A 24,319-nucleotide genomic window follows, 5' to 3' on the forward strand; every position below is an offset into this window, starting at 1 on the left:
AATGTAAATGCCAGTGGTGACTGGTACTCCCCACTGGCATTTACAAAACCCTAATTCAAATAATTCAAAGGATTTCAAGCTATGTCTATTATACCCCAAAACCCCAAGACCGCATCATCTGGAGCTAAGAAAGTGTCAACTCTGGTAATCGCTACAGACTCCGAGTGGGACAAGACCGTAAGGGAAGTTGTTAAGAGTGAATGGCTCTCTACCCAGTTTTCAACCTATAGCAAGCTTACCGGAGAGAAGAGACGCTACCTGTTTGTTAGTAATGATGTCTCTACGCCCTGCTACAAGCGCCTCATGTCCTATGAACTTGTTTCTGGTGTGAAAGTCATCTTTGTCGAGATGAGCGACTCCCTGAACCTCATAGAATATATCCTCAACGACTGCGATAAAGACCGCCAGCACAAGAATATTAACCTGTTGATGTTCTACAGCCCTAAAGACCTTGAGTACGCTTTTGGCTGGGATTTCATCCAACCTCTGTATATGTCTGGAGCTATTCAACAGAAAAGAAATATTAGCTGCCGCCCCCCTTTCGTGCTAGAAGTTAATGAGCATAAATACACCGTAGACATCAAAGACATGAAGGGATGGTCTGGTAACAGTGGTTTAAAAGCTCTAGCAGATGCTGTGGGTGTGAAGATGCAAAGTAAAGCTGGTATGGACTCATACAAAACTCACATGAGAGACGGTCTGGAAGCCTTCCCTGACCTGTTTGCAGCCTACTCTATGGGTGATGTGGACGACTTACTATCTATCTACTCTGCTTTCGTTGAGCTAGTACGCTGGGTGCAGCACGAAGTTATTGGTCTCCCTAAGGAGATGTGCTTCAACGAAGAGAACATCCCCATGACTACTGGTTCTTTGGTTGCTAAAACCTTAGAGAGCTGGATTTACTGCCAAGGCGACCGCCGAGAGATTGAGTTCGCAATCAAGAAGCTTGGGTTATTAGATAGCTCTGATAAAGAACACAAGAAGAACCTAGACCACTACCATAATGTCATTGAGGTTCTAAACACTCGCAACAAGCTTAGAAACTCTATTGCTGAGTATTCTAAGTCCTCTAATAGCGTAGACGGTAGAGCCCTTAGTCAGTTTTTTCGCCTGCCCTTCAGCTTCCTGGGTATCTCCCAATGCAGTGTGAACTACTTCGCCCGCATCACTGAAGATTCCTCAGCTTTCAATGCTCTGGTACAGGGTGGAAGATGCAACAACGAGCGCCCCAGTGAATATGTCTGTGAACTAGGTGCCGACATTGACCTTAACTCCTGCTACGGTAGTGCCCTAAGAGCCTTTACCTTCCCTCTAGGTTTACCTACTGTCTGGGGTTGGAAGCCTAACCAAAAGCGCATGAGTCTTAAGCAGTGGCTTGCCAAGTACGAATCCGACCTAGTTGATAACCTATGGACTGTCACAGTTTCTGGTGAGATTAAGTTCTGCCAAGATTTAATCTACAGTAAGATTGTCTCCCAGAAGGATATCAACCGTGCAGCCCTTGGTGAAGACTGGGATAAAGAAACTGACGATACCGACCGCGACGATGATGTCGCTCACATCCCTGGACACTTCGCCCTCATCCGCAAACAGATTCAGAACGGGATTATTACCAGCGATGTTTTAAAGGTTCTTCGTGCAGTAGCCACTAACAAAGAACTCAACGAGTTGATGAGTCTTACAGTAGAGAGCGCGGCTGCCTACCTAAAGAGTGATGAAGTGCCTAGCGTTGATGCGTGGATTGAATGTGTAGTTAGTGATAAGGGCTCGCTGGAAAATGTTAACGGTAAACGCGACCTTAGCTCTGATACTCGCACTCGCAAATGGGTTTCTCTACACCTAGAGGGATTCATAGGTAAGCTAGTAGATGTGCGCGGCGGTCTCAAGTCCATCTCTAACTCCGGTACAGCTCCTGCCGAAGAGAAAACTACTGCCACTGCTAAACAGGAAATTCTCAAGCTGTTTGTTAATACTAGTTATGGTGTATCTGCTAGCCCATACTTCAGTGTTGGTAACACTGTCCTAGCTAATAACATTACCGCTAGAGCTAGAGTTGGTGCCTGGATGCTAAACAAAGCCCTCCACACACGCCAATCTATTACTGATGGTGGTTTCTACAGTCTCCTACACGTACCTACCCTTAAAGACTCGGCTAGACTTCCTGGCTTTGATACTTTAAGCGACAATACCAAGTGGACTGACACCAAGAACTACACTCGAATTACTACCCCTCTCGCTGGGCTAGACTGGGCTAGTATCTTCTCTCATATTGCTGACTTCGTTAAAGAAAGTGACCCAGCTACCCTGCCTAAGAAGTCTAAAGACTGGGGTGCTTTCCTGAAGGCTGTTAGCCGTGAAGTTGAGAACCTTGACTCTCTAGCTAAAGAACATATCGATAAGTTCTGGAATCGTTATAACTTGTCCTTACCCTTCAATATCGAACACAAGATTGAGAATTGTTTTTCTGTCGCTAGCTTTATTAACAAGGCACACTACTATATTCATAGTGTTTATGACGGAGAGGTATTCAAAATCCGTGGCGCTCGTAACTATGAAGAGTCTGCACTGAGAAAACACCCCTCCTACGAATTACTCAAGGGATTGGCTTTCGGTGGTGATTATTTCCCCTCTGACCTGAACTATGACCATAAATCCCTACTGAAGATAAACAAGTGGGTTATGGCTCAAGCTAGCGCGGGATTTGACACTGTAAAGCAGGTTAGACCTGGAGATGAATTAATCGAAGTCCGCACCGCCCGCTATAACAACACCCATATCTTCTGTGAAAGTGTTGACGACTTCAAGAGACGTAGCGAACGCAAGACAGTTAACCGAGGTGAAAAACTGGAGTGGTTTGAACGCGCTAGAGCTAACGGGTTTAGCAAAGTTCACGCCTTGATGATGCTAGATACCCTACAACTTGGTACATACAAGAAGTAGATTATAGATACAACAAAAGCCCGGCTCTAGTTGATAGAGCCGGGCTTTTCCTTATGTTTAAACCTAAGCTTCAGGCTCAGGTGTTACCGCCTTCTTAGGCTTGCTGGGTGTGAGCAGCTTCCGCATCTCTTTGGCTGTGTTTAACCAAGCCACCTGCTGAAAGGGATTCATGTACTGCCAAACATCAGCGTGGACTTCCTTGTCGCAGCCGCTGCGTATGCTCTCGTAGGTACTGTATAGCTCACAAGCTAGTTGTTCGTCAGTCATAGATGTTTCTCCTATAGAAATTAATTACCAGCCCTTATTAACGATTGTGTCGCCGTCCGAGTCGATAGCACCGACGGTTGCCAGGGACTTCCCATTTAGGGTTACGGTACTTCCGTTTATAAAGTTGATAGAGGCACCCATTAAATTTATTGTCCAAGTACCAGATATGCGGTTTGTGCCATCAAAGCCTAACTCTATAAAGTTGGTCGCCCCTGCCTGTAGTCTCAAGTAGCGCGAGGCAAACAGCACCAAGTCCTGCACCGCCTGCATATTGATGTTTTGCTCACTATCAACGCTAAAATCGCCATCGCAGTTGTTTGTTATGTCGTTACTTACTTCCAGCGTGGACGAGCCATCAACTGTTGTAGTATCGTCACCCTTGATGCTTGCCGTGCGATCGCCGTCTATGACGCTTGCGTGGTCATCTATCGCGTCTGACTTGTCTAGCGGTGGGTTAGTGTCATTTACTATCTGGAGGTAGTAGGCGTTCGTTTCTAGCCCGTCTGCGTAGAGAATTAAGACTGTCTGCCCCACCTGGGGTAGTGGAGGATCATACTGTCTGTAAGGTACGAGGCGGCGTATCCAGTCACTTTGCACTAGCGGGTTTGAGGCTGTGACCACCTTGATGCGCCGCTGCCCCTCTGGGTCTTGATTACTGACCACAACACCCAAAGTCGGGTAAGGCACTCTCCCTTGTTGGTCTAGAGCTATCTGTGTAGCCCGCTGCGCTTGCAAAAGTAAGTCAAATAATGGGTTGCTCATACCTGGAGTCTAGCCAAAGTGATTAGTTAGGAATAAATTTCCGAGGGTTTAAGTCTGCACCGCTTTTACGTACTTCCCAGTGTAAATGATTGCCAAAACTTTTTCCTGTATTACCTACAGTTCCTATCTTTTGTCCCTGACTCACTGTCTGACCATTTGTAACATTAACTTCTGTTAGGTGTGCATACCTCGTGAGCCAACCGCCGCCGTGGTCGATGTCCACCTTATTTCCATATCCCCCGCCACAGCTTCCATTACCCACCCTGCAACCAGAAACTACATCGACTACCGTACCACTAGCTGAAGCTACAACAGGTGTACCAGCGGCTGCCCCATAATCAATTCCTTGATGCCTCGGTCGCTTGGGGTTCTCTGTTCTGTGCCTACTGGTTATTGGCCCTGTCGTGGGTCGAATAAACTTAGGTGCATCAGCGTCAAAGGGCACGCCAGGTGCTTGAGGTACGTTAGGTGTTATGCTAGGCGGTTGGTTAATGTCTGTAGAGGGGTATTTATTTCTTAGCGGGCTGTACAGGTCTACGTCTGTAGTCAACCCTCCTTCCGTGTATGTATGGCGCACGTTCTCTACAACCCAGTACCTGTCTGCTGTTATGCTCACGCCCCTAGTCCTAAAAGGTGTGTCAGGTGTAATGAGCAAAGCTTCCTCTGTTGTAGGAAACACAGCGCTCGCCTTGATACCCTTGATGCGCTTCTCGTTCTCGCGTCGCTGGCTGTCTGCTGCTGCCGTTGTACCGTCTGTTTTTGGCTTAGGGGTTGGTAGGGCATTACCTGAGATAATAGCGGTTGTATCGCCACCTAGAGCCGATGTAGACTCTTTCTTGGTTTGCTTGACCTTCCCTGTGGCTGGATCGATTTGATATTTAATTACACCTGTTGTACCTCGGTTACTTGGGTCTGAAGCCCGCGCCCCACCTTTAGTGTCGCTCTCCGCCTCGTGGGTTATCTCGAAGCTTATGCCCATGTTCACGCCGTACTCTAGGGTAAAAGTATTGGCACTAATAATCTTTTCCCTTGGCTCAATAGTTAATGTTCTGCCTTTGACATGAACTCTATAACCAATGCGCCGCGCCTCAGCTAACAAGAACTCATAATCGTTCTGCCCTCGCTGAGGGAAGTATTCATAGTATGGCCCCTCCTCACTCATAGTTAGAGCCATACCATAGGCTGCACATATTTTGGTAGCGAGCTTCTTGAAGGTCATCTTTTGGTATACGGTGTTTTTCAACCGCCGTGTCATGACCCAAGTCGCAGCCTGCCCTCGAAACTCTAACAAGTCTGGGTCAAAGAGACTGTATCTTAAGCCAGTGTGGATGAAACTAAAAGCAGCAATTGTCGTACCGTTGTAACCTAATTCAACTGTAATCTGTGCGCCGACTAAGGTTTTTGCTGAACTACTTGCTACTTTCTTGGTAACGCTGGCAGTAGAAACAGACTGTGTAGCCGCTACCTGCGGCGTGGTGTTTGTTGCAGGTGTATTAGCTACTTCCTTCCTTTGCTCTATCTCCTGCGCTGTTTCCTTCTGTTGCTTTGTCGCCTGTACATCGCTAGCTGTAGCTGTTCCTGGCTGAATCCACTCAATCTTGACGTTGACAATACCAGGAGCCGCGCCGTTAGTTAATGCCTTCCATGCGCCAGGCACTAAGTCTATCTTTCTTGTTGGGTGTTCCCGAAGTGGTCTAGCAGCTCTGCCGTTTTCTACTGCAAAGGGGCCACGGTCTACAACCTTCACCAAGATTTGTTTATTGTTGGTTAGGTTGGTGACGCGCATGGTGGCATACTTGTACTTTGTATTGACCATCGCTGCAAACAGACCATCCCACTGGATGCGATCGCCGTAAGCACCAATCTGACCGCCTTGGGTTACCTCACCGTAGCCGTAGGTCGAAGCCTGCACATTTTCGTATATAACCTGACCTGGCTGTGTCTCCAGACTTGGGTTGCCTACGTGGCTAGTTGGGTTTGGGTTAACTGTCGCGGTTAAGTCTGCCTGTGTCGGGTTGGGGTCGTTTAGTTCGTTTAGCCCCTCGACCTGCTCAACATGTGCCAGATATTTATCTAATAGTTCACGGTTGGGGTCTCTAACGGTAAACTTGCAGTTACTTTGTAACGTGCCCTCGCCTAGCTCTACCTCGGCTGAGACTAGCTTGCCGTCGCCTATGGTAAAGGTATCTGCCTTGAGACTACCAATAGAGCCGACCGTTATCTTTAAATATGGACTTAATAAGTTTGGACTTGTCATCACAAAATCCACCCAATAATCTGCCAGGCTTCATCTACCGCGTCGTCGGTGTTTACCTGTTCTGATAGTTTTTTACTTAAAGGTGATAAATCTAAGTCTTTTATTAACTTCTCGGTGTCAACGCCTAGAGTCTTAGCAATACTCTGTATCTCACGGCTGTTGGAAATCTCCCGCAGTCTAGCTTTTACATCCTTCTCGGCGTTGGCTAGTACCTGCGCTTTCTCCTTATCTAGGAGTTTCTTTAGCTCTTCCCGTGTAGGTATCTTTAGGTTCTTCCCTGTGGGCAGCCCATCAAAGATATCTATGCCATTTATCTGGGCGACCTCACGCCAACGGCTATACTCACCCAGATACTTGTTAGCCACCTTGACTAAGCTATCGCCCTTGGCTAGCTGTACTTCCTTGGTTATTTGCTCATCAGCCTGCTTTACAAGCTTACTACCGCGTTCTGTTGTGCTAGCCATTACTTCAACGTCCGCCCCGTATTAGTGAACTTACCGTTTCGATAGGTGCCAACTACGCCGAGCGCCTTGCCCTTTGGGTCGGTCATAGTAACTATACCTGTGTCGGATACTGTGAGTTTGTAGTTTCCAGACCGCACCAACTGACCTGTACTCGTGCTTAGAGTCTTCAGGTTACTTTGTAGAAAGACTTTAGCTTTGTTTGTAGCCTCAAGCTTCTGCCTAGCTGTTAGACTCTGCTCTGTGGCTGTGGCAGCCTCAATTCTCTGCTGTGCCGTCAAGGTGTTTCTTGCACTGGGTACTTGCAGAAGTTTCATGTTTAGCTTGGCGCTCGCTGGCTCCCCGCCCAGCCAAGCTGTCTCAGTCCAATCTAGTGAAGTAATCACAGCTGGGCCAAACTTGTTCCCACCCCATATAAAGGTAACGGTGCTAGGCGCATACTTACCCTTAGAGGGCTCGGCACGAGTTAAACCAACTAGGGAGTCTAGTAGAGGCTTTATACTTTTACCTCGTGACCAAGACTCTAGAATCAAGTTATTCAACTCTAAAGTCTGCCCCGATGTGTACTGGTAACTTTGACTGGGTAAGCTGGTAATCGCCGCCGCGCCTTCCTTGTAGTTAGCCCGCAGGGATACAGCTTTAGACTCAGGGTTAAAAAGGAAAGTGTAAACTGTACTGCCCAGCTCGTCGGACAAGTAGGCATAAATAGAGTCGTTTCGCTCTACAGCCGAGAGCGTGGTTAATAGTGCCTCATTGACCATAATTTATGCCTCTACTGTAGCGACGCGACTCTGGGCGTAGTTCTCAAACTCCTGAGCTATGTATTTCACAACATCCTTCGCTATACCCTGTGCATCAGTTGCGGCTGTCTGAATAGTAAGGTTTCCTATCGTCAGCCCGCCCCTGTTAGCCAGCAAGGCACGTTGTTGAGCCTGGGTAAGTATAGCTTCAGAACTGTTGGCTATGACTGGTGTAGCTCCAGGTGGTGCCTGCCTTTGTTCTCTAAGTAGTCCAGCCAGTAAGCCAGGATTACCACCAGCGAAGTTAGGTACAACACCTGCCTGCGCTTGTAGTGGTGCCTGAGATGTACCTGGTATTTTGGCTATGAGGTTATTAAACCAAGTAATGATGGAGTCAAAGAACTTTGTCATCTCGGTAGCCACTCTACCCCAAAGTGTTAATGAGTCGTTAAATAAGTCAGTCCACCATCTAGCTGTGTTTGAGGCTATTTCCCTCAAGCCACGCCCCGCTTCCCGACCTATATCTAACATTCCAGAATTTATAGGGTTGTACAGGTTACTCTTTAACCCAGCTATAACTAACCCGCCCCAGTCTAACTTCGCTACCGCCTCTCCTATACCTTTAAAGATGGCAAATACTATCTTACCGGTTAGGTCATTGATGGCTTTGTAGTCAACTGCGTTGATGTAGGAAATGAGTTCATTTAGTATGGCTGCTACGCCGGCACCTAAAGATTCACCTATCTCGCCCCAGTCTAGTTTTCTTAAACCGTTTGTTATATTGTTTGTGATTCTTGCTAGCTCTTTGCCTAGACCGTCTACATTGAGGAAACTAGACAGAAATTCTTCGCGCAGAAGCTTTATATTAGGCTTTTTACCAGCTTCCTTACCAGCATCAATATAGTCTAGGAACTGGTAGAGACCATCTCTAAGGTTCCTTATTCTAGTGTTAATACCCAGGATTACGCTACGCAGGGCTAGCATCGGGTCGATGACTTCTATACCTAGTGCGTTTAACACTTCGCCTAAGACGGTAAATAGCCCGCGATCGCCTATGAGTGCTGCTAGACCTTCCTGTACTGCACTTAGTACACTCTGCCCGCCCTTGGTTTGCTTGTCTAGGTCACGCATGAAGCCAAACAAGCCTGTCTGCGGGTCAAACAGGTTGGATACAAACCCGGCTGTTAAGCCAGCTATAGATTGTTGTTGTGCCTTTAGGACTTCATCTGGGATGTTAGCCGCTTTCTTAAATATTTCTAATCGCTGCTGTACTGTAAGCTTGCGGATGTCGCCGCCAAGCTTATTAACTTCACTTATAAGGATGTTTCTAAAGGTGACATTCTGCTCAAAGAAATCTAGCCGGGATAGCTCACCTAGAGTAGACTGTCCGCCCAAAAACTTAGACACGGCTCGTGAAGCTTCTTCACTACTTACCTTAGCTTGCTGTGCTAGTAGCGTGCCGTAGGTACTAACAGTCTCTAATTCTTTTTGCAGCTTCTCTGGGTTGACTGTACCATTAAGCTCCCTAACAGCGGGGATAATGTCATCAACTACCAGCTTACCGAACGTCACATAATCGCTAGTAGCACCAGGCAGGGCAGCCGCTACCTTGCTCATACGCTCAGAGAATTGGTCAACGAACTCTGTAGCTTGCTGGAAGTTCTGACCAGTCAACTTCATTAAGTTTCCAGCCAAGGATATATTGTCTGACTGGATGTCTACAGCCTGGGATAGCCCCTGAGACAACTTACCGATTAAGCCTGTAACAGCCGCAACGCCAGCCTCAAGTCCTTTTATCATCAAGGTTGACTTGAGGGCGGCTTTTTCAAATGCACCGCCTAAGCCACCTTGGATTTGATTGATGAGGCTAGATACAACAGGGCCAGCTTGGTTGTTAGCTTGTAGCGTTATTGTAACTGTGTTGGCTGCCACTCTACCTCCCTAGCCCACTCAGGTCTATCATCGATGTTGTGCTGTTTCTTTTTCAGGTCTTGCCACAGGAAGCAGTGATATAGAGCCTCGGACACTTCCATGTCGAGCAGGCGGTAGTATGACTCGCTGAGGTACTCACCTGTGCTAGCCATGAATAGCTGTAGCATCTGTGTTAGAGTCATAGCTGCTAGACCCTGCACCGACACCGCCAGCTTTTCTTTGTAGATGCTCAAAGACATCTCGAAAGCATTCCAGGGCTTTCACCACCCTTTCGCAATCTTCAAAGTCTACATCTGCTAGTTGGTCGAAGGTAGCATGGTCAGCATCGCCAAACTTGACTGTACAGAGGCTAGCTAGCTTCAACGCCACGAAGCCATTAGAGCGATACTCCGGTGACACGGTTTCCAGCCAGCTCTGCATCAGTAGCAGTTGCCTAGTCTTGGGCTTCTTCATCACGATGGGGGTACCGTCTGAGAGTTCAAAGGACACGGTGCCAAGCACGTCATCATATTGAACATCAAAGGTTTTAGGTGCAGGTTGGGCTTTCACCTCCTGCACTGGTGTTTGTTCTACGACTTTCCTAGCCATTATTTGTACTCAACCTGCTCAACACGAAACTCAATTGTGAGCATCACGGTCTGTGCGCCGTCGTTGGTGTCCACGTTTTCAGCACATGACCAACTAACAAGCTGACAACCTGTGAAGTCCCAGGCTTTGTTACCTCGGTAGATGTTAGCCTTGTTACCGTTTCCTGTCTTACGCACAGGGCGGGCACGGAAAGAGAACTTGCTACCGTCTTCCTTGGTCTTCAAGAAGTCAATAACGGGTTGGTCTGCCTCTGGGTCGTGTGGCTTGGCAATTGTGACGTTCTGATAAGACTTAACGCCGCCTTCTACGTAACGTTTAACGTTGGATAGACCGTCATTAAACTCGGCAGAAGCTAGGTTGAACTTCACGCCAGAGAATGTGCTGAAGTAAGCTGGGGCTGACCCGACGCTTAGACCTTCAATAGTTAACAGGTAGTCACTATTTGCAATTGGTGCAATGTCCGCGAGTCTCATATTATGCCCCCAGTGTAGTTACTTCAGTTTGCTGTTGGTTCAGAGGCAGAGTACCTATGGAAACCTTGATTGTGTTCAAAAGTAGCTTCTCTAGCGCAGGGCTGGTGACTACATAAACATCCATGATTATCTGCCCCAGGCTTAGTGTTGCAGGCAGGTTGTTCGTGAAGTCGCATACAACCTCAAAAGCCTCTACCTGTGTGCCACCAAACAAGGCTCTACCGCGCCACAGTCTCTCTAGGGCAGCGTTAGCTGTCTGGCTCATAGCGTTTAGCAGGATGCCGTAGCCATCGATAGCTGTGAAGAGGAAGTTATCAAACCCTTGGCGCAGCGTGCCGTTGATGACGTTCATGATTACGCGCTGGCTGAGCTGTTTATACAGATCATCGCTGGCACGGGTACGCATACCCCAGATTACGATGCCTTTGTTTCTTAAGTTTCTAATGGCGTTGATGCCTGAAGGGTTTAAGGTGTCTTGGATTTGTGATGTGACTTTGGTAGCTACATCCTTCACACCTAAGATGGGGTACTGTGCGCCGGCAGGTGGTTCTTGGAAACCTTGCTCTGCATATCTTAAGGTGGCTACACCAGCAACAGCCGCGCTGGGCGGGATGGTCTGGTTTTCCAAGTCAATGACATATGGGTAGTAGAAAGCTAAGTGACCCTGTGGGGAGGCATATAGTTCACCCTCAGCTTTAGCTGCTGCAGGAGTTAAACCAGTTCCAGCATCCACTAGTGCAACCCAGTCAAACAGTGGGTCACTAGCCAGGGCTTGCATAGCATTACCCACAGCCAGGCGGTCGTTCTGTACGGTTAGAAGCTGGAACGCTTCAGGTGCGATGATAAAGCCTTGTGGCCAGCCGTCATCAGCATCAAAGGCGTTTTCAATGGCGTAGACGTAATCAGCCGAGGTTGGGTTGGTGGGAGTAGCCGCAGCTTGTGTGAGGTTAGCGGTGGTCGCTACAAGGGTAAATGTCACGCCAGGCACTCTGGAGCGTACATATATCTTAGATGTAGAAGAACCTACAGTAGCTTGTACGGCTGCACTAACAGTAGAGTTAGCATTGATAGCTGCTAGTAAACCAGCCGCAACGTTATCTAGTGTTGGTGTAGGCGACGCAGGTGCTGAGTAGGTTACTGCTGTGCCGTTAATCGTTACAGTATAAGCACCAGCCGCAGCAGAGCTAATAGTAATCTCGTTGCGCTGAGCTATCTGGGTGCGAACAAAGTACAGGATGCCCCTGCGGTTGTTGCGGAAGTATAGCTTAACCTCATCTGTGCTGGGGCTAGCACCGAAGACGTTGGTGAAGTCTGCTAGGCTTGTGACTTGGGTAGGGGTGCCAAAGCTACCAGTAGCCGAGCTACCAATCATGTAGGTGTGGCTGTGGCTGGCAATCTCTAGAGACCTATATCCACTTGTACTCTCTACGACCCTAACGCCTGGAGACAGAAAGCTTGAGAACGCGTTAACCATATATTTAAGGGGTTATAGTTATTGTTGTATCTAATTTGTAGGTATCAGCATCCGTGACATCGAACTGCTGCTCCGCCTTATTTACATTGATGGTGAGGCTGGTTACTTCAGGTTCATCACCTAAGTCAAAGAAGCCAGGCGAGACTAAATCGCTGGTGTCAGCCATCTCGGTTACTCTAAACTCGCAATCAAAGCTAAAGTTAGCTGACAGCAGCCAGTTCTTGTGTTCATCTTCAGTGCGGCTGATGGTAACTGGGTCGGGTTCCTGGTAAGGTAGAAACTGGGTGATATCTGGGTGGGGCGAGCGTATCAAAGCTAGAACCTGGATGTTACTGACCACGCCTTCCACAGCTTTAAACGGTAGTGAGTTTAGAGACTGATTACCATCAAATATCCACGTAACCCTGTAGGGAAACCTTCCACTAGCCACTACACCGTTATGACCTTCTTTCCTACACAGGTACTCTTGAAGGGGTAACTCGATTGCACTGTTGGCAAAGATGTTAAACCCACCACGGTTGTAGTAGAGGACATCTGGCTCATCAACATCCCATCTATATACAGGTATGTTGTTATTTATGAAGTCCCTGATAGCTTGCCGCGCTGTGTCTAGGTTCATCGGCGGTCAGCCTCCATCCTCAGTACAAGTATCCAGCGTGTCGGGTCGTTGTCGCTTAGATATATAAGCTTGGAGAAGTACCCGTCTAGCGTCTTGGTTATGGGGTTGGCGTAGGCGATCGCACCATCTTGTGTTAGCGGCGGGTCTACCATGTACATTGTCTTAACCCCACCATGCACCGTGAAGAAACTCTTGGGGTATGTTCTAGGTATCTCAGCTTGTAAGTCTGAGGCTGAGATAAACAGGTTGTCAACACCTTCACTAGCTACCTGTAGGTTAACTAGGCGGGGCGGTACGTTTGTAATGTAAGGACGTGGACTAATTAAGGTGTCGGTGATAGTTGAGGTTTTAGCAGTGTGGTTGTGTACTATTCTCCTGACTAACAGGTGCCTACGCTGCGGTAAACCTAGCTTTTCTTCTATGCCACCAACCTTAGCCTCTACCTTCGCTAGCTTTTCATATAGCGTCATAGCCCCGCCTCAACTCATCTCGTAGGTGCTTTTCTACCTGTGGGATAGTGCGGTTATATAGACCGATGCGCTGACTCACGATATCGGCGTAGCGTACATCATTGGTGATGAATAACTCACGGCGTTGTGGCGTTACAGTCCAGCCATCTCGCATATTACCAGTCCTAACAGGGGTCTCACTTCTAACTCTGTTTAAAGCCCAGTCACTGGTAGCCTCGATGGACTCCTGAACTACTTTTAGGGTTATATCTTTCTCGAAGATTTTACCTCTGGTGCTGACTGAGTAGCGGAGCATGGGCTTTACCAGTAAGAGTGGGTTTTATTAGCGTGTGGGAAGTACCTGTCTCTAGCTACCCCAATACCCAGAATGCTAGAAAGCTCTCGGACTAGGTTATAGCCTGAGAGCTTAAGTTGTCGGGTGTGATAGCTATAGTTTAGCTTTGTGCCGCGTGACTCAGCCACGTAGTTGTCGGCACGTACATCAACTAATTGCTGGTCTATGGTATCTAATTCACCCAGGATGGCGAGCGCTCGGTCTATGACAGCTTGCGTGTGCTCAAGTTCTAACTGTGAGCGAGTGAGGGTAGAAAACTGAGCATAGCCACAGACTAGCTCAATCCTCTCTATCTCATCCTGTGATAGGTAAGCCATAGGATTAGGTGATAGCGAACAGACCGGCTACAGACTTAGGACGATTCTTAATCTTTAACTGGGGCTTGGCATAAACAACATACTGTTCAGCGTCAGGGTTGTTGTTCTCAATCTTGCCAATAGCAAACTGAATACCACGGCGGTTATCAGTGTTATTTTGACCAAAGGTATATAGCTCGATATCACGGCTATCAACAAAGTAAAACTTGTTCAATGGTGCGTAGATGTCAGCAATGATGGGTCTACCTTTGTAGGCGATGCCGGTGTAGCCAATGTCCGCGGTGGACTGTCCTAAAGGTGCTGGCTGAATGTTAGCCTGTGCAGCAAACAAAGCACGATAGCTAGAGACAAGTTCAGGGGAGCAGAAGATGGCATTATAGGTACCGCCTTTTCTCATCAAAGCATTGTCTACAGCTTCTAAAAGTGTAGTTGTTAAAGCTCGGTTAGTACCGTTGGTGTTTACAACTGGAGTCCAACCTGTGTAGGTTGCTTGAGCAATACCAGCATAGGTAGTAGCGGTTAGGCAGGTGTCTACACCGACGATACCGGCGTTAGAGTTGTTTGCACCTGTACCTGAGTAGATGCCTGTTGCCATAGTCTCAAGGCAGACTCTAATCGCGCTGTTTACATCAGATGCAAACAAGTCACGCAGCGCACCTTTACCAATAGCTCTAGCTTCAGCAATATCTTCTTTCAACAACTGGAAGGAAGACTCAACACGAATACGTCCAATGGCTAAAGAAGCTTGAACATAATCATCATCGTTGAATGCTGTAACAGCAGCAGAGGTGGTAACAGTACGGGCTTGAGCTCCGCCGACGTTAACGTTCCACTTAAGCTGAGTCTGACTAGTTACCCGCTTTTGCACAGCATTGAGCATGGGGTAATCAGTCAGGGGAACTTGTGCGACTTCCTCATCAACGATGAACTGAAGCGCGTCAATAGGAGAAATAATTGTAGCCATGTTTAACCGAAGTGTTCAAAGAGTATATCTTCAGCGGTCTTATCTTTATTAGGAGTAGTGTCCTGAGTCTTAGTCTCAGTAGCTCCACTACCATTCACACCGGAAGCAGGAACAAACAGCTTACCGTCTTCACTCTTGAGGAAATCTTGCAGGGCAGTAGCCAGAGGTTTAATTCCTACCTGTGGAGACTCTACATACCAGGTTCCATCTTCTTGCTTGAGGTACTGACCATAATCAGTCATGAATACCTTCTGTAGCAAGCCGGGGGACAGTGCCTTTACCTGGTTAATAGCTTCAGCTAAGCCAGAGCGCTTGAGTGCCTCAAAAGCTTGCTTATCCTTAGCCTCCAGCGAAGCTTGCAGCTCAGAGATTTGTTGCTTGAGGGACTTAAGCGTGAGACTTTCTTTCTCTGTCTCTTCAGTCTTCTCAGGCTGAGCTGGCTGAGCCAGTTTCTTAAACTCACGGGTTAGGTTAGCTGCTAAACCTTGGTTAGCGGTGATGATTTCCTGTTTGATTTCAGAGCGGAAGCCCTCTAGTTGTTGAGTAACTAGAGCCTGTATTTCTTCGGGTGTCATGCGTATATCCTTATGAATAAAAGGTGTCTGCTATAAGTCCCCAGCAGTAGGGGTAATCTGGTTTATAAGGCGGTGCCAGTTGCCTCTATAATTATGTTTTCGTCACTTTGTAGCATCTGGTCTATCTCGTCATTGATAGCTTGCTGCTGCTCAGCGCTGAGGTTTCCTACCAGAAGGTTGACAATCTGACTGTAGGTGAGTTTATAAGCCGTGGGCGGTAGGTTAGCTCTAAGCACAGAGAAGTTGATACCTGTTAGGTTGCTAACTTCCTCAATCAAAGACTCTAAGGTGTTGTTCTCGAAGTTAGACAACCCAGTGACGGAGATAAGTTCAGGATTAGCCAGCCCAGCCGAGCGTGCAACTAGTTGTAAGACTTGCTGGTAGCACTGGCATAGCAATGCACCATATTCTCGTAAGATGGCTTCCTGCTTTACGAAGTCCATCTGCTTAGACACACCGGACTGGCGTATAGCTTCAGTGGTAACAGAGCCACCACCTAGAGATACTAAATCACGTACTTCAGCTTTGATAGACTCTAGAGTCTTGTTGATGTGCTCAACAATCGTGCCTTGCGGCTCGTTCCACTCGAACTTCTCTAACTCTAGGACGTGTTGCAGTCCAGTCTTTAATGGTTCTATCTCTGTGTAACTCTCGGTCAAGTCACCGTCAGGCATGACAGTGCGTTTGTAGGTGCGTTGGAAGTATGCCAGCGTGAGCATATCATGGCGGCTGTGCTCAGTCTTTAAGTGTTCTAGGGCTTTAGGATATGCCTGGTTTCCTACCCACAGGTTATCGGGTAGTTCTAACTTTATAACTGGCAGGGTGTTTAAGCCGTGGGCTATTTCAGACGTAAGGGAGACTTCAGTCTCGTCATTGACTGGCTCACCATTAACCTTCTCAATCTTCCCTGACTTAGATAGTTCAACTACAGCAGAGTAGGTGGCAACCGAGCGCTCGTCTATGAACTTCCAGGTAACAACTGTCTGTGGTTCCTGTGCGGGGTTTGGTTGTATCTTAAATTGCTGTCGAACCTTAATCCACCGCAGTCTACTATCTTCATACCAATCTGTAACTTGGAAGGGGGAATAAGCAACTACATAGGGGCGTAAACCTAACACCTGCTCTTGCAATCTATTGGCTGGGCGGACGGCGCTGGGTGGCTTATCGACGTGTAGGAACACCTTCCCAAACTTCAACACTTCACGGAAGACGTGGGAGATTAACTCTTTCTCTGAGCGCCCGTTTAATGATGTATCTTCCCTAAACTCGTTCCAGAAGTTTTCATCACTTACTAAGCCGGAGACAACCAGACTAGAGTTACTAAGCTTGCTGACTTGCTGGCTGATAGCGGAGCCCAATAAGTTGGTATAGCAGTATTTACTCAGGCGAGTTTCGTATAGTTCCTGGGTCTCACCAGGGCGGCGGGGTAGAAACTCCTCTAGGTTCTTCTCTAGGCGATGACCACCTGCGGTTAATAAGTCAATGCGGCGCAGGGAGTTGATGCTAGATAGATAGTCATCGTGACAGGTTTCTAGCAGCTTAAACTTTAATTTAGCGGGGTATGTCATAGTAAATTCTTTCTCTGAATGGCACTATAAAGCGTTGCTATGCAATAGCGTGAACTGTCAACGTAGTGATCTGGCTGACCATCAGCAGGTTGATTGAGAATAGTTCCATCCCTATCCTGCTTACGGTGGTAGCTCTGGAACTGGTTAATTAAGGTTTTTAGACTCGACTTAATGTGTAGACAGTCACGATAAAATAAGTTGTTCATTATCTGACAACCTTCCACAACACCAACAGCGCGGCGGTCTACTGCTACAGCCTTCTCCATACCTCTAATACCGTGTTTCCGTCCGTACTCACGGGAGGCTTTAATGCTGGCAGGTCTATCATCAGGTAGGTAACTCCGGTAAACGTTGTATTGCCGACAGAAAGCCGCCATCTTGCCGAGGAATTCGTCTTGTACTATAGGCTGACTAGTTTGGTTTAACCAGCCGTCTAAAACGAGGAACCTACTGTGATCTTTGGTCAAGCCGACTACGACAATACATGGGTTAACATCACCCCAGTCGATACCGAGGTAGTAGGTCAAGTCTTCCATAGGTGTTTTATCTATTAGATGTCTGTCTCGCATCTCATCGAAGAACTGCCCATCAAAAGACTCAAAGCTTGCACGGTACTCCTGGTTATATATCTTCTCAGGTAGCTCTTTCCTAGCTTGTACTAGCTTAGACAGGGGGATGTATGGGTTATGCTTCGTGAAGTAGTGGTGGAAACTCCACTCAGGGCTAGCGATCGCATCTAGGTGAAACTTATATAGCCAGTGAGCCTTGCCTTTCGGTGTGCAGGTTAGCAGGGCAGAACTACCAGGTGTGTCAGACAGGGCGGGAACAATAACATACTGCCAGACAGCTAGCTTAATGTCTTGAAACTCGTCAGCACCACAGAAGTAAATCTTTAACCCACGCAAGCTATCGCCATCATCGTCGTTACATCCCCTAATGAGGATATCGGGGCGCTCGCCTGCCATGATGATTCTAGACTCAGACTTATTAATCCCAGCTACGAAAGGTACGCCAGCCAGTAAGTTCTCTAATGGTTTCCAGTGAATCTGTCTCGCCTGTTTAAGTGTGGGCATGACCAGTAGATTGACTGGGGGTGAGGCGGGGTCATATACACCGTTGAAGGTAAGCGAGCGCTCAATTACCTTGGTAAGCATAAGTCTTGACTTACCAAACCTCCTCCCTGAGAGTAAAAGGTTAAACGGCTTAGGGTCTTGAAACACCCGCATCTGGTTAGGATGTAAATCAAGCTTAAAGCTGCTCATACTCTTCAGGTTCGATTGGGATATCTTCTTGAGGTGGGGAGTGGCTACTTATAATCACCTGCGTATTAGGTGCCACGACTTCAGCGGTAAGTTCTTCCTTAATAAGCTTTACAGCAGCTACGGCAGCAGCCTCATGACCATTCTGCATAGCAGCTTCTAGTATCTTCTCTAGAGATTGGATTCTTAGTATCTTGTGCCCTAACTTAATGACTCCAGTTGCCTTCGCTACCCTTAAGCAATAGCCATCATCAGAGGACATCTTTTTCACTATAGGCTCAGACCTCTCAAGGCTCTTGGTGCATTGCTTGTAGGTCATTCTGATGCCGAACTGTTTCTCTACTAAAGTAGTAAGCTGGGCACGGCTGATACTAGGGTTGAGCACTCGATGAAGTGCAATGAATTCCAATTCACATTGTCTTATAGGGGAATTTCTATCCATAAGTGTAGGGGCGAAGGTGTATTGAAGTAAGAAAAGTACCCGCGCCCCTCTACATATATGTTTTTGTCATCACAGTCGAGATAGGATAACCTGCACTAATGATTCGATAGCATGAATGAGTGTAGAAGATTGCCACTCACATAGCGGGAGTGAAGTATAGGAATGGACGTACTGACTGTTAATAAACTCTTGGTAGGTGTCGGAGGGCTGGAACTCTTGGACTATGGCACACATATGCAGTGGTTGAATAGCACACAGCGCATCATGCACATCTTCAGAGGTTAGCTGACCCCACAGAGTGTTAGTAGGGTGTAGCTCATAGAGCGGGCGTGTGAGCCAGTCTAGCCGAACATTATCTAGGTTGCCTGAGAAGTAATCAGAGAGAACTTCTACCAAGTCTCGTGTATTGATATAGCAAGTTAGCATCGAACTCTTCCCTAGTGCTGTATGGGTTTGGTTTTGCATTTTTGGTACTAACAATTAACTTCCGGTTTTCTGAGATGCACGCCGCCTTAAGTGCTTTCTCTGTATAGGCTGGTCTAGTAGCTAGCTGACCCTCTCTAACGATTAAGTGGGTGTGTTGGTCATACCAGCTCTTGATGCTGGCGTGATGCCTCTTAAAAGCAGGGTCAGTCAAGTATTCATTAACAATGTCAGAGAGGAAGTTATTACCGTGTTTGCTGTAGCCGAAGTATTTACGAAAGCGACGCGCCAGGGTGTTATCACTAACGCCTACTTCCTTAGCTAGTCGGCAGGTAGGTTCGCCGTCTAGGTGTCGCCTGAAGAGAGATTCAAGCTTCTCCTGTGGTATATCAAGCATAGGTAAATAACTATAGGACTATATATCTATCCTAGAAATAATGAGGGGAGAAAACAAAGCGGGGGAGCGAGGTTGGGGCAGGCTGGGTTTGGTTTTGGTTTCTTTTTTAAATTGGATAGGCTGGAAGTATAAAGATTAGAAAGGAGAAATTAAATGTTTTACCCAATAATGCTCGCTATCGTAACCGCAAATATGTTAGTAGCCCTCAGACAGAGATCATTAATCAAGAAGCGTGGTGAAGAGATTCAAGCAGTAATTGAGTATCTAGCAGAGGCGAGAAAGGATGATACAGCTAAGCATATTTCTTTTAGTTCTATAGATGTTTAGCTTTGTAATTATAGGGATATTGGTTATAGACAAGGAAAGACTATGAAAAATGTGACGGTGCCGTTAAGTGATGAGTTATTAGCAGCCTTGAGGGATAAGGCGGAGGCACGAGGACGTACTTTGAATGAACAACTCCGAATAGCCTTGAGATTCTATGTAGCCAGCCAGTTCGTAGAACAACCCATGAAGAGAGGTAGACATCATGCCTAGAGGTAATGTAAGACTAACCGTTAGCCGGAAGGATTATAGAACCCTGGAGAACATAGCTGATGCTGTAGGCTTTAAGTTTACCAAAGACGGTAAGGGGGCCAGCCAGATACTAAGTTTTATCTTAGCTATGTATGGCAAGAGCATCCTAGACAACTTAGAGAACACGCGGGTGATGTTTGTTGAAGAAGACCACCCAGAAGAACAAGGCTCAGGCGCTAACAAAATGGGATTTAAATAAAAGAAAGACCCTGGCTTCGTCGGCTAGGGTCTCTTTCTTAGTAGGTAGTAGGTATACCGCGCTCCCTACAGTAAGCATCTCGGACAGTAATAGCGTCCTCTAGCAGTTTATATATACCGAGATACTTTCCATAAACAGATACCTGATATAAGTTCAGGTCTTGCTTCAGGTATATGTATTTTCCATACGGGGCGGCGTTGGTACGTTTTCTAGGCTCAGGAGGGTATAGAACAGCATCACCATAAGTAAAGTTTAGGTTTTTAGTATTGCGACCCTCATAGCGAATAGCGGCGCGGTCTACAGCTCTAGCGGCACATTCTTCAGTGTCGTAAGTTCCTAGATATAACTGTTTACCTTGAGGGTTGTAATAGTAAGTAGCCCAGCCGCCGTGACTGTAGTAGACACCACGGTACTGGCTCTTAGGGCGCTCTTCAAACATTTCATCTTCTGAGCGTCTGCGAACAGGAGTAGGTAAGGGAAATACTTCATACTCGAAGTTAACAGGGAGTTTAAGGTGGCGGGCATAGTTGTCATAGGTGAGGACAGCTTGAAGTTCATACTCAAACAAACCATAGCTCTTCAAGGGTGAAGAATCTGGTAGGTACGCTTCCCAGAGTTTAAGGCGGAAGTCGTAGCGTACACCAATAAAGGTCGGATGTTTCTTAAAATACTTAGCCATATGGGTTTATTAGAGGGACGTACAATCAGACTAACTAAGCGGGAGGCTCAGATCCTAGAGCTACTAGCTGAGCCTTACAACAGGGAGTGGATATGCCAGCACCTACAGATAAGTCGGAGGACGCTGGAGAATCATATATATATGCAGCGGCTGACAAGTTTTTAATAGAGCGTGACGCTGTGGGGTTGGTAGTGACTTACATGAAGTGTCGGCAGGCTGGGTTAATTGAAGTAGGGGACAGGGCAAAAAAGGCTTACTTGGACGAGGAGACGGTAAGAAAGATAAAAACCTACCGCGAGGCAGGTATGACACATAACCAACTTGCTGAACGGTTCAGCGTGTCGAAACAAACTATAAGGAAGGTTTTAGAGGGCACAAGTTAGATATTCCCATCTGTGCAGGGGGCAGCAGAACTCTTCATAGCAGTTGTCTTCTTCTAGCTGGTCGGTGGTAAGTTCTTGATAATTTATCCACTGGCTGGCGTTTTTGCTGGTTATACGGGACTGGGGAGACTCGTACCAGCTATTGGGGTAAGGTTTAGCTGTGCGGGTGAGGAGGGCGGTTAATTCTTCTACGGTGAAATCTCTTTCTTCTCGACAGTCTATATATGTCATATGGATAAAAGTGTAGGGATGAGGTGGGAGGCGGAGGCTTGAAGTGTACCTCTCTTTTCCTCTCTGATACCACTATTATAGCACAAATATCATTTGTGGTGTCAATCTGCTGTTATATTTTTACTAATTTTCTGCAAAATATATATCCCCATAAGGGGATTAAAACAAACAAAAATAGCTGTTTCAGAGTACCCCACAGTCCCCCTTGTTTTTTTGAAAATAGGGGGGACTGTGGGGGGTAAGAATCCTTTAACCACAAGGCTTGCAGCATTTTTGTTCCCTATTGGGGATAGGAACAGTGACTGAGGCACCCCCGACCTTGCGCCCCTTTTGCACCCCATTACCGAGAAGCCAGCTTAACCTGGGATTTTGACACCACATTTACCTTTCAATAGTTATTTATGCTATAATAGTGGTGTCACCTACAGAGATAAAGAATATGTCTATCCATAGAGAAAAGATAAACAGCCTCTTACAGCCCATAAAACAGTACATAGATAAGCTGCGCTTCATCCTTTCAGAAGCGTCTTGCGGTCGCGAAGCATTCGGCGTATGCAGGTTAAGCAGTATTTACGTCCCTGAAGGCGAAGAGTGCGAGATTGTAGCTATCACAAACGCCCTTTCTCACAAAGTATCCATCGCCTACCGGATGATAGCTGAAGACATCCAGTTTGGGTTGTTTGCTAAAACCTGGTCTAAATACACCGCACTAGTTGACGATTTAAGCGCTGTTTCCCAAAGAATCGAGGCAATGCTCAAAGGAGAGATTATAGAGGTTGCTGAGCCTGTTGTAGAGGCTGTGGAGCCAACAGATGATGAACTACTATCTCACCTAGAAGTTGCTGAGGAGCGCATCGACTGGCTCACAGCTGTATGTCAATATGCTTCTGAAGGCTGGGACTACTATGACAAGGAAAACACCGACTACAGAAGCGCTAGAGATGAGTCTTACCGCGAGCTAGGTACTGTAGGCACGTCCCGTAAAGATTTAGTTTCCCACTCGGTTAGAAGAGTCTTATCCGATGTTGAAGCTATCACGGAGAAGGTACTACATTCTGAGTGGCAAGGATTAACTATACTACAAGCCCGTGTAGATAAGTATCAGGAGCTATTTAAAGATATTCGTAGTGTCTTAGGGCAGGTTAAGGAGTTTATCTCTGATATGAAGCGTAGAGAACTCTTAATTCCTATATTTCCTTTCTGGATTCCGCCTCCAGAGGTTGTTAACAGTAGTATATCTGTGCTACAATACTAATAACAGCAGAATAAGAGGAAGCGGACACTTCCCCTTAAATATATAAAAGCTGTCATTTTCATTTTCTATTCATGGACTGAATCCACATGACTACATTAACACACTACGCTCAAGATGGTCTAGAAATTTATATCGACCACGAAACTGGTGAGAGTTTTGCATCTGCCAAAGGCTACTCCAGAATGGCTAACGTTGAGTACGACACTATTAAAAAGCGTTGCCAACGCGGGGGATGTGACCAAGCTGAAATCCCTACTGAGCAAGGGATTAGGTGGGGGACATTAGTTACAGAAGACCTTATTGCTGAATGGTTGCCTAAAGATAACCCAGCCGCAGCTACCCAGTTACTTAAGTTAGGTGTGCGCCTCTTTATGCACAAGCTAGCTGGTTATGAACACAAAGCTGCACAGCCCCAACTACCAACTTCCTATTTAGACGCACTAAAAGCCCTCGTACAGTCTGAGGAAGAAAAGTTAGCTCTATCTCTCAAAGCCCAGGAGCAGGCTGCAATTATTGAAGAGTTACAGCCTAAAGCTGAGATATATGAACAGTTATGTGAGAACTACGAGGGTACTTTCGATTTAGGTACAGCCTCAAAGGTTATGGGCTTTAAGGATCTCGGTCAGAAGAGGTTGTTTGCTAAGCTGCGCGAGATGAACATCATCTTTGGTAGGAACAATATACCCTATCAGGAGTTTATGGAAAGGGGATACTTCATTGTCAAAGAGACTCACAGCCCTAACGGTCGTCATGTAGCCTTCCAGCCTCGTCTTACCCAGCGCGGTTTGAACTGGTTGACCGCAAAGCTAAAAGAATGGGGTTACAAGCCCCAGGAGGCTTAAGTCATGCAAACACCTACAACCTCCGTCCGCATCCCCTTTGAACTACGAGACGACTTCACATCAATCCGCGAGCGTCTAGGTCTACGACAAACAGAAGCCATCCTTCAAGCATTGGAACTTTGGGTAAACATAAACAAACAGGAGAACTAAAATGATCAACTTCGAGATGAGTAAAACAAAACTAGCCTTCTTGCTAATCGTAGGTACTATCATGGGTCTTATCGCATCTGCCTACGCCACTAACTATGAAACAGTGAACCCTACCGAAGCTAAGGAAGGTTTGGTACAGGGAATAATCAAAAACATTAAATAGTTAAATAGGTATCTACTTTATCCCCCAGCTAGTCTGGGGTTTTTTTATTGTCTGACAAAAACATATCTATAGGAGGTGAACCCATGAAAGGCATAAGCTTTCCCCTTGCTATAGACACCAGTAAAAAGACTTTAGTTACCAAGACCGACGCAGAACTTTATCGCGGTCACATCCTCAGTTGGCTCCAGACGCAGCCCTACGAACAGGAAACTTATTAATATGACAAAAAGAAAAAGTATTGAGGATGTTGAGAAGGGGTTTAGAGCAGAACGCTATACTTTACTGTCTAAAGCCTATAAGAATTGCTCGGAGAAGCTAGAAGTAAGGTGTCCCAATGGTCACGAATACCAGGTTAGCTGGAACAAATTCAAAGGGGGTAATAGGTGTCCTAAGTGCGTTGGTAAGTATAGGAGAACCTTAGATGAAGTTAAGGAGCTTTTCGCTAAAGACGGTTGTGAGCTTTTGTCTCAGAACTTTCTAAACACTAAAGATACCTTGGAGTATAAGTGTGATAAGGGGCATACAAACAAAACTACCGTCAATAGGTGGGCACGCGGTTATAAATGCCCCGACTGTTAT

32 protein-coding genes are annotated in these 24,319 nt (G+C 46.7%); 12 read left to right on the plus strand and 20 right to left on the minus strand.

Translation table 11 applies throughout. The features are described 5' to 3' along the window. Positions 1–81: 81 nt before the first annotated feature. Positions 82–2,940, plus strand: a complete 2,859-nt coding sequence (locus tag CLI64_RS11080) for a hypothetical protein (RefSeq protein WP_103137277.1) — start codon at positions 82–84, stop codon at positions 2,938–2,940. A 63-nt stretch (positions 2,941–3,003) separates the two neighbouring features. Here the strand turns inward: CLI64_RS11080 and CLI64_RS11085 are convergent, their stop codons facing one another. Then, positions 3,004–3,207, minus strand: coding sequence for a hypothetical protein (locus tag CLI64_RS11085; protein ID WP_103137278.1), 204 nt, complete (start codon positions 3,205–3,207; stop codon positions 3,004–3,006). 279 nt (positions 3,208–3,486) lie between these two features. Here CLI64_RS11085 and CLI64_RS31220 point away from each other — a divergent pair, with 279 nt between their 5' ends. Continuing rightward, positions 3,487–3,645: a hypothetical protein gene (locus tag CLI64_RS31220; protein WP_192881707.1), complete on the plus strand. Its 159-nt coding sequence runs from the start codon at positions 3,487–3,489 to the stop codon at positions 3,643–3,645. Positions 3,646–3,991: 346 nt separating this feature from the next. On the opposite strand, the gene CLI64_RS11095 is transcribed toward CLI64_RS31220, so the two are convergent. The 17 genes from CLI64_RS11095 to CLI64_RS11175 form a co-directional block, all read right to left on the minus strand. Beyond that, entirely contained in the window at positions 3,992–6,226 is a 2,235-nt protein-coding gene (locus tag CLI64_RS11095; protein WP_103137280.1) for a peptidoglycan DD-metalloendopeptidase family protein, read from the minus strand. Continuing rightward, entirely contained in the window at positions 6,226–6,690 is a 465-nt protein-coding gene (locus CLI64_RS11100; RefSeq protein ID WP_103137281.1) for a hypothetical protein, read from the minus strand. The genes CLI64_RS11095 and CLI64_RS11100 overlap by 1 nt, the downstream gene beginning before the upstream one ends. Continuing rightward, entirely contained in the window at positions 6,690–7,448 is a 759-nt protein-coding gene (locus CLI64_RS32155; RefSeq protein ID WP_103137282.1) for a hypothetical protein, read from the minus strand. The genes CLI64_RS11100 and CLI64_RS32155 overlap by 1 nt, the downstream gene beginning before the upstream one ends. Positions 7,449–7,451: 3 nt before the next feature. Continuing rightward, complete coding sequence (locus tag CLI64_RS11110; RefSeq protein ID WP_103137283.1) at positions 7,452–9,359, minus strand: hypothetical protein; 1,908 nt, start codon at positions 9,357–9,359, stop codon at positions 7,452–7,454. Further along, entirely contained in the window at positions 9,335–9,541 is a 207-nt protein-coding gene (locus tag CLI64_RS30750; RefSeq protein WP_157943240.1) for a hypothetical protein, read from the minus strand. The genes CLI64_RS11110 and CLI64_RS30750 overlap by 25 nt, the downstream gene beginning before the upstream one ends. Next, complete coding sequence (locus CLI64_RS11115) at positions 9,504–9,947, minus strand: hypothetical protein (RefSeq protein WP_103137284.1); 444 nt, start codon at positions 9,945–9,947, stop codon at positions 9,504–9,506. The genes CLI64_RS30750 and CLI64_RS11115 overlap by 38 nt, the downstream gene beginning before the upstream one ends. Next, complete coding sequence (locus tag CLI64_RS11120) at positions 9,947–10,420, minus strand: hypothetical protein (RefSeq protein ID WP_103137285.1); 474 nt, start codon at positions 10,418–10,420, stop codon at positions 9,947–9,949. Before CLI64_RS11120 ends, CLI64_RS11115 begins: the two co-directional genes overlap by 1 nt. A 1-nt stretch (position 10,421) precedes the next feature. Next, entirely contained in the window at positions 10,422–11,894 is a 1,473-nt protein-coding gene (locus CLI64_RS11125) for a phage tail sheath subtilisin-like domain-containing protein (protein WP_103137286.1), read from the minus strand. A gap of 4 nt (positions 11,895–11,898) precedes the next feature. Further along, positions 11,899–12,513: a hypothetical protein gene (locus CLI64_RS11130; protein WP_103137287.1), complete on the minus strand. Its 615-nt coding sequence runs from the start codon at positions 12,511–12,513 to the stop codon at positions 11,899–11,901. Next, positions 12,510–12,983, minus strand: coding sequence for a hypothetical protein (locus tag CLI64_RS11135; RefSeq protein ID WP_103137288.1), 474 nt, complete (start codon positions 12,981–12,983; stop codon positions 12,510–12,512). Before CLI64_RS11135 ends, CLI64_RS11130 begins: the two co-directional genes overlap by 4 nt. Then, positions 12,970–13,278, minus strand: coding sequence for an HK97 gp10 family phage protein (locus CLI64_RS11140; protein WP_103137289.1), 309 nt, complete (start codon positions 13,276–13,278; stop codon positions 12,970–12,972). Before CLI64_RS11140 ends, CLI64_RS11135 begins: the two co-directional genes overlap by 14 nt. 360 nt (positions 13,279–13,638) lie before the next feature. Further along, entirely contained in the window at positions 13,639–14,598 is a 960-nt protein-coding gene (locus CLI64_RS11150) for a phage major capsid protein (protein ID WP_103137291.1), read from the minus strand. Positions 14,599–14,600: 2 nt separating this feature from the next. After that, on the minus strand, positions 14,601–15,173 hold the full coding sequence (locus tag CLI64_RS11155; RefSeq protein ID WP_103137292.1) for a hypothetical protein: 573 nt from the start codon (positions 15,171–15,173) through the stop codon (positions 14,601–14,603). 62 nt (positions 15,174–15,235) lie between these two features. Then, positions 15,236–16,741: a hypothetical protein gene (locus CLI64_RS11160; protein ID WP_103137293.1), complete on the minus strand. Its 1,506-nt coding sequence runs from the start codon at positions 16,739–16,741 to the stop codon at positions 15,236–15,238. Next, complete coding sequence (locus tag CLI64_RS11165) at positions 16,738–18,003, minus strand: hypothetical protein (protein ID WP_103137294.1); 1,266 nt, start codon at positions 18,001–18,003, stop codon at positions 16,738–16,740. Before CLI64_RS11165 ends, CLI64_RS11160 begins: the two co-directional genes overlap by 4 nt. Further along, positions 17,990–18,442, minus strand: coding sequence for a hypothetical protein (locus tag CLI64_RS11170; RefSeq protein WP_103137295.1), 453 nt, complete (start codon positions 18,440–18,442; stop codon positions 17,990–17,992). The genes CLI64_RS11165 and CLI64_RS11170 overlap by 14 nt, the downstream gene beginning before the upstream one ends. Positions 18,443–18,818: 376 nt before the next feature. Continuing rightward, positions 18,819–19,262 (minus strand): AraC family transcriptional regulator, encoded by a 444-nt coding sequence (locus CLI64_RS11175; RefSeq protein ID WP_103137296.1) that lies wholly within the window; start codon positions 19,260–19,262, stop codon positions 18,819–18,821. Positions 19,263–19,415: 153 nt separating this feature from the next. Here CLI64_RS11175 and CLI64_RS30760 point away from each other — a divergent pair, with 153 nt between their 5' ends. The 3 genes from CLI64_RS30760 to CLI64_RS11185 are packed head-to-tail and all read left to right on the plus strand — an operon-like array spanning position 19,416 to position 20,037. Further along, on the plus strand, positions 19,416–19,589 hold the full coding sequence (locus CLI64_RS30760; RefSeq protein WP_157943243.1) for a hypothetical protein: 174 nt from the start codon (positions 19,416–19,418) through the stop codon (positions 19,587–19,589). Positions 19,590–19,631: 42 nt separating this feature from the next. Next, positions 19,632–19,799, plus strand: coding sequence for a CopG family transcriptional regulator (locus CLI64_RS11180; protein ID WP_103137297.1), 168 nt, complete (start codon positions 19,632–19,634; stop codon positions 19,797–19,799). Continuing rightward, the gene (locus tag CLI64_RS11185; RefSeq protein WP_103137298.1) at positions 19,792–20,037 is read left to right on the plus strand and encodes a hypothetical protein; all 246 of its coding nucleotides are present in this window, start codon (positions 19,792–19,794) and stop codon (positions 20,035–20,037) included. Before CLI64_RS11180 ends, CLI64_RS11185 begins: the two co-directional genes overlap by 8 nt. Before the next feature lie 37 nt (positions 20,038–20,074). Here the strand turns inward: CLI64_RS11185 and CLI64_RS11190 are convergent, their stop codons facing one another. Continuing rightward, the gene (locus CLI64_RS11190; RefSeq protein ID WP_103137299.1) at positions 20,075–20,716 is read right to left on the minus strand and encodes an AP2/ERF family transcription factor; all 642 of its coding nucleotides are present in this window, start codon (positions 20,714–20,716) and stop codon (positions 20,075–20,077) included. Between CLI64_RS11190 and CLI64_RS32160 the strand changes: the two genes are divergently transcribed. Both CLI64_RS32160 and CLI64_RS31540 read left to right on the plus strand, forming a co-directional pair. Then, positions 20,717–20,881, plus strand: coding sequence for a LuxR C-terminal-related transcriptional regulator (locus tag CLI64_RS32160; protein ID WP_157943245.1), 165 nt, complete (start codon positions 20,717–20,719; stop codon positions 20,879–20,881). After that, the gene (locus CLI64_RS31540; protein ID WP_225977563.1) at positions 20,809–21,099 is read left to right on the plus strand and encodes a helix-turn-helix domain-containing protein; all 291 of its coding nucleotides are present in this window, start codon (positions 20,809–20,811) and stop codon (positions 21,097–21,099) included. Before CLI64_RS32160 ends, CLI64_RS31540 begins: the two co-directional genes overlap by 73 nt. Here CLI64_RS31540 and CLI64_RS30765 read toward each other — a convergent pair. Next, a complete protein-coding gene (locus CLI64_RS30765; protein WP_157943247.1) occupies positions 21,082–21,330 on the minus strand; it encodes a hypothetical protein in 249 nt (82 codons plus the stop codon). The two genes, CLI64_RS31540 and CLI64_RS30765, sit on opposite strands and share 18 nt — an antisense overlap. A 439-nt stretch (positions 21,331–21,769) precedes the next feature. Between CLI64_RS30765 and CLI64_RS11210 the strand changes: the two genes are divergently transcribed. The 5 genes from CLI64_RS11210 to CLI64_RS31925 all read left to right on the plus strand — a co-directional run bounded on the left by CLI64_RS11210 (position 21,770) and on the right by CLI64_RS31925 (position 23,958). Beyond that, a complete protein-coding gene (locus CLI64_RS11210; RefSeq protein ID WP_103137303.1) occupies positions 21,770–22,585 on the plus strand; it encodes a hypothetical protein in 816 nt (271 codons plus the stop codon). 86 nt (positions 22,586–22,671) lie between these two features. Then, positions 22,672–23,427, plus strand: coding sequence for a phage antirepressor KilAC domain-containing protein (locus CLI64_RS11215; RefSeq protein WP_103137304.1), 756 nt, complete (start codon positions 22,672–22,674; stop codon positions 23,425–23,427). A gap of 3 nt (positions 23,428–23,430) precedes the next feature. After that, positions 23,431–23,577 carry a hypothetical protein gene (locus CLI64_RS30770; RefSeq protein WP_157943249.1) on the plus strand — a complete coding sequence of 49 codons (147 nt, stop codon included), beginning with the start codon at positions 23,431–23,433 and terminating at the stop codon, positions 23,575–23,577. A 1-nt stretch (position 23,578) separates the two neighbouring features. Then, a complete protein-coding gene (locus CLI64_RS30775; protein ID WP_157943251.1) occupies positions 23,579–23,740 on the plus strand; it encodes a hypothetical protein in 162 nt (53 codons plus the stop codon). Between the two features lie 83 nt (positions 23,741–23,823). Next, entirely contained in the window at positions 23,824–23,958 is a 135-nt protein-coding gene (locus tag CLI64_RS31925; protein ID WP_264082498.1) for a hypothetical protein, read from the plus strand. The last annotated feature ends 361 nt before the right edge of the window (positions 23,959–24,319 follow it).

It is taken from the genome of Nostoc sp. CENA543 (genome assembly GCF_002896875.1).
Taxonomy (GTDB): Bacteria; Cyanobacteriota; Cyanobacteriia; order Cyanobacteriales; family Nostocaceae; genus Trichormus.